Genomic DNA, 15,654 nt, shown 5'->3' with positions numbered 1-15,654 from the left:
TATCTTTTACTATAATAATTATGAGAGACATAAAAGAATTGAAATAGCAATCCCCTATGTAAATAAGGTATAATCTACATATAGTGAACCTTTTACGTCATTAAATAAAAGGTTCTTATACTCAAAAATTCATAAACTAGAAGGTGCAACAATGTTAAGTAGTTTTATTCATTCAGTATTAACGTTTTTTGAAGGATTAGGTTATTGGGGCATTATGCTTGGACTTATGATTGAAATTATCCCAAGTGAAATTGTCCTTGCTTATGCAGGATACTTAGTATTCAATGGAAGTATCTCATTTATAGGCGCTGTTGTATTCGGTACAATTGGCGGTGTTATTGCTCAAATCTTTATTTATTGGCTTGGACGATACGGCGGACGCCCTATATTAGAACGTTACGGAAAATATATTTTCATACATAAAAAACAAATAGATGCTGCAGAAGATTGGTTTAATCGTTACGGAACTGGCGTCATTTTTACAGCACGCTTCATTCCAGTAGTGCGTCATGCGATTTCAATTCCTGCTGGTATTACAAAAATGCCATTACTACGTTTCACTACATTAACAGCACTTGCGATTATCCCTTGGTCTATTATTTTCATTTATTTAGGTGAAAAACTAGGTGAAAATTGGGAGAATATAAATGATATTGCTGGTCCGTATGTGAAATCATTCGCAATTGGTGGCGTCGTACTTATACTTTTATATTTCGTTATAAAAAAATGGACAAAAAAGCGTAAAAATCTCGCTTAAGAATATAATAAAAACCGCTATAAATTCATTCGGAATTATAGCGGTTTTTTATTTATATATGAATTAATCTTCAGGAATTATATAACACCTTTCCATCTACATTTACATGGATAAGCAACCATTTAATCATTTCTTTCGTATATTATCTCAAAAAGGAGTGATTCCCCTATGCATTGGCAGCAAAAAATACCGTACTTAATCGGACGCCCTATCGGCATTTCCTTCATAAATGGGCAAGGAACTTCTGGTGTATTATGTTCAGCGCATGATGGTCAATTATATGTGTATGAATACCTTTACCAAGCTCAGTTTGCAATGAAACATTATGATTATAGACAAATTCAAGATATACATGCATTCCCAAATTGCCCTCACCAAAATCCTCTATACTAAAAAAAATCGGAACGGCTCATAGCCATTCCGATTTCTGTACTTTATTTCTCAGAATAAAATTTCTGCACTGCTTCATCAAAATAAATCCAACCTTTCCAGCCCAAATGAATCGTATCTTTTAAGAAATACTTATCATATTCATGACCAGAGAAATCAATTACTGGATATCCTGCTTTCTCAACCTGTTCTCGAACTTTTTTATAATACACTTCGCGGCGTTCTTTCGGGAAGCCAGTATAATCATACCAAGGCCCATTTACAGGTACAGAAATAAAGAGTGGTTTGACATTTTTCTCTTTAAATAACTCTAAAATAATTTGTAAATCACCGTATTCTGGTGATTCATCATATGTTTCATTTGCTCTAAAGTTTTTTAAACCTTTTAGTTTTTTCTTCAGATTATTCTTATGATAATACGGATTTTCAATTCCGAATGTATTTGTAGTAGATTCAGCTTTCCCTTCTTGTTCTGCGTGTTTACGTGCGTCTTCCCAAGAAATTGAACGAAGTCCGATATTTGTTTTCTCTTTCATCGGTTCGATTTTAAATAAAGAGTTAAATAAATCTCTATGATCTAAAATATTTCGATGCATATAAGCAAGTGGTTTAACTAAACCTGCTTTTATGTTATGTTTCGTATCATTATATACAATACCTTCTAATGAATTTTTTAATATATCATCTTCTTGAACAACTTTATAATCTAATAGCCGTTTCGCGATTTGCTTTTTCATTTCTGGATTTATCTCATCATTAAAAATAAAATGATATGCTTGTTGTTTGGAGAAATTATTAGTGAAATCCCCTTGTGAGACACCAGTCTTTGTAAACCATTGTGGTGAAAGAACAAAGACTACTTTTTTACCTTCTAATTCATCCATAGTAGATGTCATATTTAAAATATGAGCTAAACTTTGTGTACCGCCAGTTCCAATTAAAAACGGTGTAAAACCAGCTGGATTTACTTTGAAATAATTAGACGGATGATATGCATCCATTCGTAAAAATTCTGATGAACCGTACATCGGTAAATACTGTGAATTCTCTAACATTTTTTGCTGTAAGAAAACACTTTGTAATTTCTCTTTTTGTAAAGAAGTTGCCGCATCTTCTACCTTCTTATCACTAATAAGTGATACTAAACTTTTCGATGGGATTAGAATGATAATGAAAAAAAGCACACATGCTAAAATTATAGGACCAAAAGCATGCTTCATTTTCATCTTCTGTCCCTCTTTCTATCGTTATTAAATTGTAACCCTTGTTTTTGACACGTCATCTTTTCTCTCCTTTGTCTCTATACATGTTCCATTCTATTTATCTATTATATACATGTATGTATTTCCTTCCTTGTTCTATTAAGCCCTATATAAATAGCGCAAGAAAATGTTTCCATAGAAACATGTTAATTATACAAGATTCTACATAAATTTCACACTGGAATTTTAGTAATAATTTTATTTTTTAACAATAAAAAAACATATGAAATGTCTAGAATTCTTCGGATGATGTATGAAGTTCAAAATATGATAATAAACGCCCGCTATGATTAACTTCATGAGTATATATAAACCCGAGCTTTCGTAAAAGTTTTTTCGAGCTCTCGTTTGCTACTTTAACTCTAGCAATTATTCTTGTTACATTCAAAGTCTCTATTGCATATTTAATGGAAGCCTCTGCTGCTTCTAATGCATACCCATTCCTCCAATGTTCTGGGTCAAGGAGATACATAATTTCTATTGCACCTGTTTCATCTACCTTTCTTAAACCACAATGTCCTAAAAGCTTTCCTGTTTCACTATTAAATAACAACCATACCCCGAAGTCATACTGTTCCCAATGTATGATAAGTTGCCCAATATAATCATTTGTTTCTTCCTTCGACATTCCTCTTGATTTAGCCAACCATTTGCCAACAGTATCTTTTTTTAATATGTTATAAAACTGATTAATATCTTCTACAATTGGTTTCCTCATAAATAATCTTTTTGTATAAATTACTTTCTCTTCTTCAAACATAGACATCATTTCCCCTCCAAATACTGTTTACAGACTAATAAATTATACCATGAACTATTTTTCTAACTTTAAATAAGAAAAACAGACTATCACATACATGAAGTCTGTTTCTCCATTCTTTTATTTTTGTACATCTGCCCATTTTAAACTTGTAGCTGGACCAAATTGATGTACATATAAATCTTTCACATATGGTTTTTGTAAGTAAGATAATCCACGCTGGAATACCGGTGCAATTACTGCATCATCCAGTAGCATTTTTTCAGCATCTTGCATTGCTTTCCAGCGAGCCTTTTCATCATTACCTAATTCTGTTTTAATCTTCTTAATTAACGCATCATATTCTGGGTTTGCATATTCTGTATTATTAACACTGCTTCCAGAAAGGAATACTTCTAAGTAAGTCATTGGATCTGGATAATCCGGTAACCAGCGTGATAACGACATTTCATATTCTTTCTTCTTCTCAAGTGCTAATTTTTGCGTATGTGGTTGTAATTTCACATTCACTTTTAATCCTGGTAAGTTTTTCTCAAGCTGCTCTTTAATGTACTCTCCAACTTTTTTAAAGTTTTCCAAGTCATAATTTAATAGTTCTAACGTCACTTCATCTGTACCTGTTTCTTGCTTTGCCTTTTCCCAATATTCTTTCGCTTTTTTTACATCAGTTTTATTAAACTCACCTGCCGTACTTCTAAAATCTTTTTTATCTGGCCCCTTTAAAAATCCTTTTGGTACGTAATAGTTTGCTGCAACCGATCCATCATTTAAAAATGAATCTGCGAGTCCCTTCTTATCAAAAACTGTACTTAGCGCAAGACGTGCATTTTTATTTTTAAGAATCGGTACATTTTCATTAAATCGGAAGAAGTACATAACTGGATCTGTATATTGTTTTAACTCTTTATTATTTTTATATTTATCTACGAATTCTGTAGAAATAACAGCTCTATCAACTTTATCTGTTTCATATAAATTTACCGCAGTTGAAATTTCTTTTACAATTTGATAGTTTACTTCATCTAACTTCACTTCTTTTTTATCCCAATACTTATCGTTTTTCTTCATTGTAAAGCTAGCTTCATGCTTCCACTCTGATAATGTAAACGGTCCATTATATACCGCTTTATTTGCTTCTAATCCATATTTATCACCTTGCTCTTTCGCATATTTTTCGTTAATTGGATAGAAGGATGGTAAAATTAATAATTTCGTAAAATACGGTACAGGATGTTCTAGCTCTACGACGAATGTTTTATCATCCTTCGCTTTTACTCCTAATTCATCTAGACCTAGTTGTTTTTTATTTATCTTCTCAGCATTTTTTACATCGTACGCAATGTATGCATATTGAGAAGCAGTATCTGGATTTATCAATTGCTTCCAAGCGTATACGTAATCATGAGCGGTTACTGGCTCTCCGTTAGACCATTTCGCATCACGCAATTGGAATGTATATGTTTTTCCATCTTTACTCACTTCATATTTTTGTGCACCGGCTTCAATTACTTCATCATTTTTCGATAGACGGAATAGTCCTTCCATTACGTTATTCAAAACGTTAAACGAGACTGCATCTGTTACTTTCCCTGAATTTAACGACGGAATTTCACCTGTTTCTAGTAACTGTAATACTTTCTTCTCATCTTTCGGCTTTGTTGCAGTTTTTTCTTTTGCGCAACCAACTAAAAATGAAGAAACTAATAGCGTACTAACTAATGAGTAACGAATAACTTTTTTCATTTAAAAACCCCCTTCTATTTTTAAGGTAAGTAACGACGAGCACCAGCGTATTCTTCTATATATCCTGGTGTATTTAGCGATATAATCTCTACCGACCTTTCAGCTCTTGGTGAGTGAATCATATTGCCATCACCAATATACATTGCAACGTGATGGACACTACCTTTCCCTTGATCATGTGCAAAGAAAATTAAATCTCCTTTTTGTAGATTTTCTTTATCAACTGCAACCCCTGCTCTTGATTGCGGTCCAGAATCTCGCGGAATTGTAATGCCGTGCGATTTATAGATCGTATGTGTGAAGCCAGAGCAATCAAATCCAAAACCACTTGTACCAGCCCATATATACGGTAAGCCTAAAAACATTTTCCCTGTGTTAATTAAATCATCGGCCGCCGGAGTTGGAATATCAGTTTGAGATCGGTAAACTGTTCCATCATTTTTTCGTAGCCATGCTTTCTGACCACTTGGCAACAATACACGGTATGAAATTGTGTCTTCACTTAATAGCGGCAGTCTTGTATTATAACTGACTTCAAGTGATTTATGTTTTTCAGAAGGATTTATATATAAAATCGCTGTTGGTTTGGTTATTAAGACAAAAGGTTCATTTGTTTTATCTGCAAATTCTTGATTATATGTTAATTGTTTTTCAGGCATCCAGCCCGGATAACCTTCTTCATTTCGTGGTGTTGGCTGTCCATGCACTAATACCTTCACCCATTCGCCTTTCTTATCAATAACAGTTACTTCTTGACCGAGTAAAGCTTGTGTTTCTAATTTATTTGCATTTGTTAACCATAGTTTCTCGTCAAGTGTCATTGATTTCGTCCATTTCCATAGATCCACTGGATTTGTTGCACTCGGTGTATCGATTGGTCTTAATGAATCAGGTGCTGTCCATAACGTTGCAGCAGATACATCTATAAATGCTTTATTATCCTTCTTTTCTTCAGCATTTGCCGATGTAAACGATGAAAATATAAATAAAGTTGTTAAAAATGCAGTTCCTACTTTTTTCATATATATCCCCCTTAAAAGATAGTTTACTTGTCTCTTCTCCTAAGATTTACTATTCACTGTCGATTGAAGGTTTACCTTTGATCCAGAATAAGTCATTCCTTCTGGCTCTTCCATTAACCAAAGCGGTGCATCAAGATCAAAATAATGAATATTAGGATGCGCTGCCGCTAAATGCGCAACAGCACTAACGGAAAGTGAAGACTCCATCATGCTGCCCACCATACACTTCACACCAGCTGTTTCTGCGATATCAGCAATACGCCATGCTTCACGTATGCCACCACATTTCATTAATTTAATATTAATGAAGTCTGCATATCTTCCTTGAACGAGCTTTAATGCGTCACTTGCTGAAAATATACTTTCATCGGCCATAATTGGCGTTTGCACACGATCTTTGACGTACTTTAACCCATCCCAATCTTTCGCGTGTACTGGTTGTTCAATAAATTCTATATTTAAATTACGATTTTCCATCTCTTGAATGATAGAGACCGCTTCTTTTGGACTCCAACCTTGATTCGCATCTAAACGTAATGTCGTATTTCTTGGTACCACATTTCGAATTGCCTCAATACGTTCCAAATCTAAATGCGCCTCTTTACCCACTTTAATCTTTAATGTTTGAAATCCTTTTTCTATATGTTTCTTCGCTTCTTTTGCCATTAATACAGGCTCATCCACACTCACTGTAATATCGGTATGAATTTCTTTCTTCCCGCCTAACAATGCATATAACGGCACATTTTGATATTGGCAATATACATCATATAAAGCGATATCTACCGCTGCTTTCGCACTTGAATTTCCAATACAACTCATTTGAATGCGCTGTAGTAACTGCTGAAATTGAATGATATTTTGACCAATTAAACATGAACGCATCGGCCCTAAAATCGCTTCTTCCATTCCGCTGGTGAAATCCCCCGTAATAACTGGCGTTGCGGCTGCAGCCCCCTTACCAATCACTCCTTCGTCTGTATGAATATAAACATCTATACTTTCAATTTCGGTTACAGTACGAAGCGCGGTTTTAAACGGTGTATGCAGTTTTACACGTCTACGATTTACTTTTACATCTGTAATTTTCATTTTGTTCATCCTTTCGTTCTCCAATGAAGTGAAATTTTAATCCACCGGAGATTTATACCCACGGATTATTAGGTAAACCCATTGGGCATTTACTCTCCTATCTCTCTACTTTATTTTCGTTTACTTTTAATGTAGGACGATAATGTGAAATAAAAAAATCCAGCCATAAGAATGATTCTTACGGCTGGATTTTGTCTATGATTGAGTAGACAAAGCAGCAAGCTGATTATATTTTTTCTGTGCATCTTTTAGCGCTACAAGTAACGCTTTTTGAGAAGAACCGAAATATCGGTTCTTTACTTCCATTACTAACGCCGGGTCATTTATATTTTTATGTAGAAATAAATATTTAACAAATTGAGATGTTAATGCAATTGTCGCTGAGCAGTCTGCATCTACAATTTCCCCTGTATCCTTAACAAGTATAAATGCTACGAAATAGCTTTTAAACTTTTCAGTAATGGGATTATTTTGAGGTGCTTTCGCATCCCCTACGATATAAATTGTATTTGAAGCGTACACAGCTATCTTCCTTTCTTATACGAGGATAACGGGTTTCTTAATAGTCGTATGAGCGAGGAACTCAACGTTGATTAAAAAATGTATCCGCTTACCTTGTATTATAATATAATTGACAGAATTTTAACAACATTTATTTTAGTGCATATTCCATATTTATGAAAACAGCTTAAACTCTTCATTTTTACAATATGTGATTGTTCCTTGTACCATGACATTCATACATAAAAAACTGCACCTCCAATTGTTAGACGCTGCCTAACAATTGGAGGTGCAGTTCAATGGCTAACTGTTTTTTATTACTTTGGCATCACAAATATAGTTTCATTTGACTTAGAAAATTGATACTCTTTTCTCGCTAACTTCAAAATTTCTTCCTCATCGTCTGTTAAATTCTCTATGTTAGTCTTTAAAGAATCTTTATCTTTCTTTAAAGATACTAATTGCTTCTTTTGATCCGTAATCGTATCTTTCTTTTTATCAATTACTTCTTGTTGTTTCGTTAAAATATATTGAACGTACAGAGTAGTTGCTGCAATAAAAAGGACCATTAAAATAAGTCGCCTTAACTTCTTTTTATTTATCCTACGCTTGTCACTAGGTTGTGATAATTGCTCTGGTATATTAGGAACATTTACTCGTTTGAGTTTCCTCATTCAAATCCCCCTAACCCATATTTTTCACTACCATCGGCACGTTTTCTTACTAAATTAATTCTATTCTTATAAAATAAACTCCTTCACAAAAATATCCCATAAATTAACCAATTAAAGATAGCATTCGACGACATTTCCATATTTACACCGTTTTTTTTTATACATGCTGCTATAAAATAGTAGTTTCTGTAATTCTTTTTCTACTATTGTAGAAGAGTTTTTTCACACACAAAATTCCTTCCCCACATATCCATGTTATAACATGCTTACAAGGAGGGGGAATATGCATTACCGTACATTAGGTAAAACTGGAATAACTGTTTCTGAAATAGGTTTTGGCGCATGGGCAATCGGTGGGGATGAATGGGGACCTGTTAACGATAAACAATCTATAACCGCTATAAAAAAAGCAATTGAGTGTGGTGTGAATTTTATTGATACTGCGGATGTGTATGGTTTAGGACATAGTGAAAAGTTGGTGGCTACCGCGATTAAAGGACATCGTAATGATATTATCCTATCAACGAAAGGTGGTTTAATCGGACACCACTACGACCCTAATGGAGTTCCTGTATATGATACTCCCGAAAAAATCATCGCCGTATTCGAAACAAGTTTACAACGTCTTCAAACAGATTATATTGATCTTTATTTTTGTCATATTTGGTGGCATAATCGTAGGGAAACAGAAGCATTTCTACGTGCATTTGACATATTAAAACGTGATGGCAAAGTAAGAGCAGTCGGTGTTTCGACTCATGATTTACAATACATTCATCATTTCAATAACAACAACGAAATTGATATCGTACAGCTTGATTACAATATATTAAATCGAAAACCAGAAAAAGATATATTACCATTTTTACAAGAGAAAAATTTAGGAGCTGTTATTCGTGGTCCATTAAAAATGGGCATTTTAACTGGAAAATTCTCAAATAAAACAATTTTTCCGGATGGAGATTTACGCAAAGATTGGCCAAATGAAACTTGGTTTCAAGAAGACTTACAAACTGTAGAGAAACTTCGGTTGCTCTCAAATAAAAATCAGACCTTAGGGCAACTTGCACTTCGCTATGTACTCTCTCATCCGGCAGTAAGTGTTGTAATTCCTGGTGCCAAAACAGGAATACAAGCACAAGAAAATGCAAATGCATCTGTTCGCCCTATGTTGAGTGATGAAGAGCTTAACTATATTCATTCAATATAAAAAGCCCAATCCGGGCTTTTTAATTTGGGAAACTAATATCATACTCCATTCGCTTCGCTGTGTCCTCTGCAACATGCACACCTAACAAGTTTTTCACAATATGAAATGCCATATTAATTCCAGCTGAAATTCCGGCAGATGTTATAATATGTCCTTCATCTACAAACTTTACATTTTCTATAACTTCAACATTTTGAAACTCATTTTTAAACTTTTCAATACTAGCCCAATGTGTTGTTGCTTTTAAACCTTCTAGTAAACCTGCTTTCGCCAGTAATAGCGCTCCTGTACAAACTGAAGTCATCAGCTTTACTTCTTTCATTTGTTGGCGAATCCATTTTATTACTATTTCATTTTTTATTTCATATTTTCTAGCACCTAGCCCGCCCGGAATTATTAAAATATCCACTGGTGGTAAATTTTCAATACTATAATCTGATTGTACCTTCAATCCATTCCTTGCTGTAATCATTTCCCCATTCTCGCTAACTGTATAAACAGTAAATGGTTTTTCTCCATTCACCTCAGTTACAGAAAAAACTTCAAATGGCCCTGCAAAGTCTAACACTTCTACTTCATTAAATAAAAATATACCAACACTCCATTTATTCATCATAAGTTCACTTCCTGTTTCAAATGATGTAAAAGGTGATCATATCCTTTTTCTAATGCAATATCATACGCTGTTTTTCCATCACTTTTCTTAATCATCTTATTAGCTCCATTTTTAAGGAGCAACATAATTATTTCCTCATTTCCTAATAATGCTGCTTCGTGGAGTCCTGTCCAGCCACCACTTTGCATAATATTTACATCTGATCCTTTTTCAATTAAGAAAGCGACAAGTTCACTTTGCTTGTTCGCAATTGCCGCTTGCAAAGGCGTATTTTCATTTTCGTTTTTCGCTCTACTATGTATATCTGCACCGCTTTCTAAAAGAAAACTCGCTATTTCTTTCTGTCCAAAATAAGCTGCTAAATGAAGTGGTGTCCAGCCATCTTCACTACATTCGTTAACAATACTTGGACTCGCCTTTATAAACTTTACTACTTTTTCCTTATTACCACTTATCACAGCTTGTGCTATTGATTGTAAATACTCCATAATAATCTCCCATCCTTCAAAATATTTAAGCATCTCCTTCTACATGTTCTATTCATTATTACATTTTCCTTTTAAAATCTTAAGTTTACATAACAATATTATATACCACTTATTTTGTGCTTAATGCTGAATAGCAATAATGTTAAAAATACTGCCTTTAAACAATGAAGACCATGATTTCATTAGAGTTACTGAAAAAGCAAGCAAAAAACTATACACATAGTTTTCATCATATTTGTTCAGTTGCATGAAATAAAACAGGTAATGTCTATTACTGCTATTCATGCTTTCGACGCATCAAATAATATTATTCCAATAAAAAAACAATCCCTTTTTAGAATGGATTGTTTTTTTGTTTCTTTTTTATACTGTTTATTTTATTTTCGTATTTTCAATGATGAAATAATTACATTTACAAAAATGAAACACTACTATTTTAGCCCCTCTTATAGTTAGTTTTTCGTTTGAAAACAAAAATACACTTTCACCTTACGATTGAAAAAACATATGTAAAAGTCTCTAAAACAGCTGCCTTATCATACTAATCTATAGCAATTCTGTCTTCTTCCCTTACCTGTTTCCTTTAACACATACGATTTTAAAACTAGCGCCGTTAATGAATCTGTTAATGTTTTATATGATAAATTTGATAATGCCAATAGATCGTTCGTATATAACATTCTATGCTTCTCTAATAATAATAGTACTAATCGTTCAGACGGTTTTAATGCCTCGTCACTTTCTAGTATAAAGTCTATATTTTTCATTTCTCTAATTATTACTCCTTATATAAAAAAATACTTTAGACGCTTATTTAATATGAAAATAATACATAACAAAATTATAGATATATTAAAATAGCGTCCTCTAAAAACACTATTATACTATAACATAGAAGTAGTGTTTCCCCAAATAGGAAATACTTTTTATATCGCTTATAAGATTCTTGCAAACCTACATAATATTTTGTACCATTAGCCGCCAAGTTTTCTTCTAATTTCGCTGGTCATCCCGATGTATTTGTAATCAATGAAGTTCTTCTAAATTTATAAACAAATAAAAAAACGGTTCGTCTATCATGCCCTAAACATGAATGACAACCGTTTTCCAGCTTCTTCTTAATTAACAACATGTTCTATCTTAAATATTTCTTGCAATATGCGGCTTACTGTAATGACTTGTTCCACCGCCACCTACTACTACTTTACCGCCTTTTTCGAAAATTAATAATTTACTTGAACCATCTGCAAGAAGCACTATTACTTCAGCATTATTACTTGTTGCTACATAAATTACATAACCACTCTTTGATATACAAGTTTCCCAATTCGAATCAAATTCTGATCTTACTACACGATTTGAATACACTTGATTTTCAATTCTATCTTGTTCTACGTTTTCCAAATTTATTCTCCCCTCTTCCCTGCATAGTTATATATATTAAAATAGCACCATCTAAAATAGTGACCGATTTTAACATAAATAGTATATGTAATTAGTAGGAGAATGCTTGGACAATAGAAACGAAATAGACTTCGGGAATTTTACAATTGAAACTTCTCTTTAATCATTTCCGCTACTTCTTTTGCACTCAAATACGTGTTATTAATTTTTATATACTCTTCTTTTTCAATTTCACCATGAAGAGAGTTTAATCTATGCATTTTCATCGTTTCTTTCAAATTATTTTCAGACCACTCAATATCTCTTTTTTTCGGTTTATGTTCTAATCTATTCGGGCTTTTATTTCGTTCTAATCTTTCATCTAATTCCGCTTCCAGCTCTACAAAATACACTGTCCCACCTTTTGATTCAAAAATATTTTCTACATGATGTATATAATCCCAATCCTCTTGGAGGTCAAATGCCCATATATACGTAAAAATCATTCCAGATAAATCACTTTTAGATACTTCTTCAAATATTTCATTACGAAATAAACTTACTAGCCTTTTTGCTTCTTTCGTACTGTAATCAAAAATTGGACTTACTAAATCAATTGTCATGTGGTTATGAAAAAGTTTTAAACCGGTTAATGTTGCTAATTCTTGTCCCACTGTCATTTTTCCAACTGCTTGTGGGCCAAATATTAATATAAGTTTCATTTATTTCCCTCCAATCTTTCTCTATAAACCATTACATAAAATAAAAAATAAGACAGCCGATTTTAAAACGATTGCCTTATTTTTTATTCATAGTTTTAGTTCTATTCTTTTCGCACAGCTTCAAAAGTAATCATTTGATTTGCGTTTGACGGTTCTTTTTCATAAACATATTCAGCAGAGCAAGTAATGTTTGAGAAACCTATACTTTCTAAAAGAAGTATAAACTCTTCTATTCCATACCAGCGCAGCGCAAAGCGTTGCAATTCTGTTTGTACTAACTGTCCTTTACTCCACTTTTCATATTTCAAATATGATACAGTAACTTGGTCCAGCCAATCTATTTCAATTGATTTATTTTCTAATGTGATTCCGTCTCCACTCGGCAAAGAGAAAGTCGATGTATGAATTTCTCCAGTCTTCCAGTCATGCGGAAGCATAATATCTACGATTAATTGTCCATCTGGATTAAGATGTTCATAAAAACATTTCAATGCATTTATAGAATCCACACGATTTTCAATTAAACAAAAAGATCCAGTAGGAATGATAATTGCGTCATATTTATGCGGAAGTGAAAATTGTTGCAAGCTTCCTTCATACAAATTAGGATGTAAGCTTCTCTCTTTACAGCGCTTACGGCAAGAATCTAGCATTTCAGGTGAATAATCTATCCCATCCACTTTAAAACCAGCCTCTAGAAGCGGAATGATGACACGCCCTGAACCTACTGCAGCTTCGAGGATTCTTCCTCTACAATCTTTTAAACGTTCTTTGTAATACTCAATATCACCATTTAAAGAATAACCGACTGGTTTTGTGTAATCATACAGTTCCGTACAAAGTGTACTATAAAAGCTAAACATTTATTTTCTCCTCCGTTTTTACGTACGGAAGATTTCAATTCAACTAATCTTCCTGTACCTCTAATTTTAATGAGATTTCGAAAGAGCTGACTATCATAATATATCACTCACTTTCCATAGAATATAATGATATTGTATTACATAACCTTCCAATTTGAAATATAAAAATTAAAAATTCAGACTACAAATTAAAGAGCTTACTTTAGTAAGCTCTTTAGAAAAAATATTTATTTCACAATCGGCAATGTCACTTCACTTAATTTCACTGTAAGTTTCGTGCCAGCTTTCGGTCTAATTGTATAATCATAATCACTTGCAATTAAAACAACTCCGATTTGATGCCCCACTTTAAATACATAATCATCTGGCTGCATGTCCCATGTAAATGTATAATCTTTGCCCGCTTGAATCGCTGTTGAATTTTCTATACTCTTTACGTTTTGTGGATCCATCCAGCCTCTCGTTACGATTTCCGGCTTCGCTCCTCCATAGTCAACAAGTAATGCTGTTAAATTTGATACAGATCGATCAATATTTCCTGTAATTGAAATCTTTGGTGTACCACTTATACGCGTATCTTTTTGCAGTACAGGCATTGTATATACTAATCGATTTGCTACTTCTAATTCTGGATTTGCTACTAATTGGTTTGATTTCATTTGTGCATCATCTAAGAATGAGAAAACTTTATTAGCCGATCCCATACTTAATGGAAAATTGACTGATTTATTACTTAAATACATACGGATTTTTGAAGGTACAGCTGATGGATCTGGCCAATTTTTTATCTTTTGCCACGTTTTATTTTCTCTTTGCACATCAACCATTGGTTCATCCATAATTCCATTTTCAATCCCGTATAACCAATAATCTAACCATTTATTTTGTGTTTGCTGCCAGCTATTACTTGATGTCCCACCATGACCACCTTGGTGTAGCCACATTTTACGCGGAACATTATTTTCTCCAAGTGCTTCCCACCATTGCGCGAACTGTTTTGTTTTAACATTCCAATCGTTTAAACCATGAACAACAAATACACTCGCTTTTACATTTTTAGCATCTTTTACATAGTTACGTTTATCCCAAAAATCATTATAATTACCTGTTTTTCGGTCTTGTCCAGCCGTTAACTCTTTTATAACTTGTCCGCAAACTTCAGGGTTTTCCCTTGTCAGTACTGCTTCTGCCATATTATCTGTATCTTCCCCTTGATATCCGCCTGGAGCAATGACTGCACCATTTGCACGATAATAATCATACCAACTACTAATTGCTGCGATTGGAATAATTGTTTTTAAACCTTCGACTCCAGTAGTCGCAACAGCATTTGGTAATGTACCATTATAGGAAACTCCAGTCATACCTACATTTCCTGTAGACCAATTTGCCTGAACTTCCTCACCCTGTTCTGTAAATGCTTTCGCGCGACCGTTTACCCAATCAATAACAGATTTTGTCCCGAGTATCTCTTGTTCATCTCCAGTTGTAGGGCATCCATCTGATTTTCCAGTACCGATACTTTCGCCTAGGATAACTGCATAACCTCTTGGCACGTAATAGTTCCCATACGAACCAAGATTAACCGCTCCATACGGTTTTCCTTCATACGCATACAATTCTTCATCTACATTATATACAGGAACATCTTTTAATCCAGATCGATATGGACTCATTTCATAAATAACAGGAACTTTCACATTCGGATCTGTCTTTGGACGCATAACTTTTATCGATACTCTGTCTTTCTTACCGTCTCGATCACTATCAACTTCTGTCTCTACATATAAATTTTCGATAATAGCTTCATCGAGAGAATAAATCGGTTTTGTCATCCCATTTTCTAATTCAATTTTCGTACTTTTAGTCTCTTCCTTCTTCTCTGCATGCACATCCATAGTAAAGCTAGGTATAATTGTTGCAGATAGCATTGCTGACAGTGTAATTGCCATTTTCTTTTTACTCAAAATGTTCCCTCCCCTTATTCGTTCTCTTTTACTATATAACAAAATAACTGAAAATTCAGTTTTATTTTATATAAAAGTTGAGAAACTCAAAGATTTCTTATTAAGTAAAATTTAATGCAGGTATGAAAGTATTTTCCCACTTCCTCCTTCTTTATAACGTGAAACTTTAATCAGCCCTCACCAATTGGGCGTTTACGATCAGCA

General features: G+C 33.6%; 17 protein-coding genes. 3 read left to right on the top strand and 14 right to left on the bottom strand.

The features are described 5' to 3' along the window. Positions 1 to 151 precede the first annotated feature (151 nt). Positions 152 to 757 (top strand): undecaprenyl phosphate transporter UptA, encoded by a 606-nt coding sequence (uptA, locus tag M1D66_RS13275; RefSeq protein WP_000952913.1) that lies wholly within the window; start codon positions 152 to 154, stop codon positions 755 to 757. Positions 758 to 925: 168 nt separating this feature from the next. Continuing rightward, the gene (locus tag M1D66_RS13270; RefSeq protein WP_000558689.1) at positions 926 to 1,150 is read left to right on the top strand and encodes a hypothetical protein; all 225 of its coding nucleotides are present in this window, start codon (positions 926 to 928) and stop codon (positions 1,148 to 1,150) included. Between the two features lie 41 nt (positions 1,151 to 1,191). On the opposite strand, the gene dltD is transcribed toward M1D66_RS13270, so the two are convergent. The 7 genes from dltD to M1D66_RS13235 form a co-directional block, all read right to left on the bottom strand. Further along, positions 1,192 to 2,373 (bottom strand): D-alanyl-lipoteichoic acid biosynthesis protein DltD, encoded by a 1,182-nt coding sequence (gene dltD / locus M1D66_RS13265; protein ID WP_242554497.1) that lies wholly within the window; start codon positions 2,371 to 2,373, stop codon positions 1,192 to 1,194. A gap of 268 nt (positions 2,374 to 2,641) precedes the next feature. Continuing rightward, on the bottom strand, positions 2,642 to 3,175 hold the full coding sequence (locus M1D66_RS13260) for a GNAT family N-acetyltransferase (RefSeq protein WP_000061615.1): 534 nt from the start codon (positions 3,173 to 3,175) through the stop codon (positions 2,642 to 2,644). 114 nt (positions 3,176 to 3,289) lie between these two features. Next, complete coding sequence (locus tag M1D66_RS13255) at positions 3,290 to 4,912, bottom strand: peptide ABC transporter substrate-binding protein (protein ID WP_153595262.1); 1,623 nt, start codon at positions 4,910 to 4,912, stop codon at positions 3,290 to 3,292. Between the two features lie 20 nt (positions 4,913 to 4,932). Next, complete coding sequence (locus M1D66_RS13250; RefSeq protein WP_000755420.1) at positions 4,933 to 5,934, bottom strand: C40 family peptidase; 1,002 nt, start codon at positions 5,932 to 5,934, stop codon at positions 4,933 to 4,935. Positions 5,935 to 5,973: 39 nt separating this feature from the next. Next, positions 5,974 to 7,035, bottom strand: coding sequence for a dipeptide epimerase (locus M1D66_RS13245; RefSeq protein ID WP_001038463.1), 1,062 nt, complete (start codon positions 7,033 to 7,035; stop codon positions 5,974 to 5,976). Positions 7,036 to 7,221: 186 nt separating this feature from the next. Then, on the bottom strand, positions 7,222 to 7,548 hold the full coding sequence (locus M1D66_RS13240; protein WP_000271313.1) for a DUF3870 domain-containing protein: 327 nt from the start codon (positions 7,546 to 7,548) through the stop codon (positions 7,222 to 7,224). 296 nt (positions 7,549 to 7,844) lie between these two features. Then, positions 7,845 to 8,201: an FtsB family cell division protein gene (locus M1D66_RS13235; RefSeq protein ID WP_001228727.1), complete on the bottom strand. Its 357-nt coding sequence runs from the start codon at positions 8,199 to 8,201 to the stop codon at positions 7,845 to 7,847. 283 nt (positions 8,202 to 8,484) lie between these two features. On the opposite strand from M1D66_RS13235, the gene M1D66_RS13230 reads away from it, so the two are divergent. Beyond that, the gene (locus tag M1D66_RS13230; RefSeq protein WP_000559355.1) at positions 8,485 to 9,411 is read left to right on the top strand and encodes an aldo/keto reductase; all 927 of its coding nucleotides are present in this window, start codon (positions 8,485 to 8,487) and stop codon (positions 9,409 to 9,411) included. A gap of 19 nt (positions 9,412 to 9,430) precedes the next feature. Here the strand turns inward: M1D66_RS13230 and M1D66_RS13225 are convergent, their stop codons facing one another. From M1D66_RS13225 to M1D66_RS13195, 7 genes are all read right to left on the bottom strand, one after another. After that, positions 9,431 to 10,027 (bottom strand): DJ-1/PfpI family protein, encoded by a 597-nt coding sequence (locus M1D66_RS13225; protein ID WP_000981438.1) that lies wholly within the window; start codon positions 10,025 to 10,027, stop codon positions 9,431 to 9,433. Further along, complete coding sequence (locus M1D66_RS13220) at positions 10,024 to 10,515, bottom strand: ankyrin repeat domain-containing protein (RefSeq protein WP_000456154.1); 492 nt, start codon at positions 10,513 to 10,515, stop codon at positions 10,024 to 10,026. Before M1D66_RS13220 ends, M1D66_RS13225 begins: the two co-directional genes overlap by 4 nt. A gap of 536 nt (positions 10,516 to 11,051) precedes the next feature. Beyond that, positions 11,052 to 11,282: a hypothetical protein gene (locus M1D66_RS13215; RefSeq protein ID WP_000789031.1), complete on the bottom strand. Its 231-nt coding sequence runs from the start codon at positions 11,280 to 11,282 to the stop codon at positions 11,052 to 11,054. 373 nt (positions 11,283 to 11,655) lie between these two features. Beyond that, complete coding sequence (locus M1D66_RS13210; RefSeq protein ID WP_000432429.1) at positions 11,656 to 11,919, bottom strand: hypothetical protein; 264 nt, start codon at positions 11,917 to 11,919, stop codon at positions 11,656 to 11,658. Between the two features lie 140 nt (positions 11,920 to 12,059). Next, a complete protein-coding gene (locus M1D66_RS13205; protein WP_000767065.1) occupies positions 12,060 to 12,620 on the bottom strand; it encodes an AAA family ATPase in 561 nt (186 codons plus the stop codon). A 101-nt stretch (positions 12,621 to 12,721) separates the two neighbouring features. Continuing rightward, positions 12,722 to 13,483, bottom strand: a complete 762-nt coding sequence (locus tag M1D66_RS13200; protein ID WP_000490918.1) for a class I SAM-dependent methyltransferase — start codon at positions 13,481 to 13,483, stop codon at positions 12,722 to 12,724. A 227-nt stretch (positions 13,484 to 13,710) separates the two neighbouring features. Beyond that, positions 13,711 to 15,450, bottom strand: coding sequence for a Xaa-Pro dipeptidyl-peptidase (locus M1D66_RS13195; protein WP_086385737.1), 1,740 nt, complete (start codon positions 15,448 to 15,450; stop codon positions 13,711 to 13,713). Positions 15,451 to 15,654 lie beyond the last annotated feature (204 nt).

It is taken from the genome of Bacillus sp. PK6-16 (genome assembly GCF_056530295.1).
This window is presented reverse-complemented; position numbering and strand designations above follow the sequence as displayed.

Bases quoted from the DNA above. Each gene is read 5' to 3' on its own strand.
- uptA (WP_000952913.1), top strand. From the start codon at position 152: ATGTTAAGTAGTTTTATTCATTCAGTATTAACGTTTTTTGAAGGATTA.
- M1D66_RS13270 (WP_000558689.1), top strand. From the start codon at position 926: ATGCATTGGCAGCAAAAAATACCGTACTTAATCGGACGCCCTATCGGC.
- dltD (WP_242554497.1), bottom strand. From the start codon at position 2,373: ATGAAAATGAAGCATGCTTTTGGTCCTATAATTTTAGCATGTGTGCTT.
- M1D66_RS13260 (WP_000061615.1), bottom strand. From the start codon at position 3,175: ATGTCTATGTTTGAAGAAGAGAAAGTAATTTATACAAAAAGATTATTT.
- M1D66_RS13255 (WP_153595262.1), bottom strand. From the start codon at position 4,912: ATGAAAAAAGTTATTCGTTACTCATTAGTTAGTACGCTATTAGTTTCT.
- M1D66_RS13250 (WP_000755420.1), bottom strand. From the start codon at position 5,934: ATGAAAAAAGTAGGAACTGCATTTTTAACAACTTTATTTATATTTTCA.
- M1D66_RS13245 (WP_001038463.1), bottom strand. From the start codon at position 7,035: ATGAACAAAATGAAAATTACAGATGTAAAAGTAAATCGTAGACGTGTA.
- M1D66_RS13235 (WP_001228727.1), bottom strand. From the start codon at position 8,201: ATGAGGAAACTCAAACGAGTAAATGTTCCTAATATACCAGAGCAATTA.
- M1D66_RS13230 (WP_000559355.1), top strand. From the start codon at position 8,485: ATGCATTACCGTACATTAGGTAAAACTGGAATAACTGTTTCTGAAATA.
- M1D66_RS13225 (WP_000981438.1), bottom strand. From the start codon at position 10,027: ATGATGAATAAATGGAGTGTTGGTATATTTTTATTTAATGAAGTAGAA.
- M1D66_RS13220 (WP_000456154.1), bottom strand. From the start codon at position 10,515: ATGGAGTATTTACAATCAATAGCACAAGCTGTGATAAGTGGTAATAAG.
- M1D66_RS13215 (WP_000789031.1), bottom strand. From the start codon at position 11,282: ATGAAAAATATAGACTTTATACTAGAAAGTGACGAGGCATTAAAACCG.
- M1D66_RS13205 (WP_000767065.1), bottom strand. From the start codon at position 12,620: ATGAAACTTATATTAATATTTGGCCCACAAGCAGTTGGAAAAATGACA.
- M1D66_RS13200 (WP_000490918.1), bottom strand. From the start codon at position 13,483: ATGTTTAGCTTTTATAGTACACTTTGTACGGAACTGTATGATTACACA.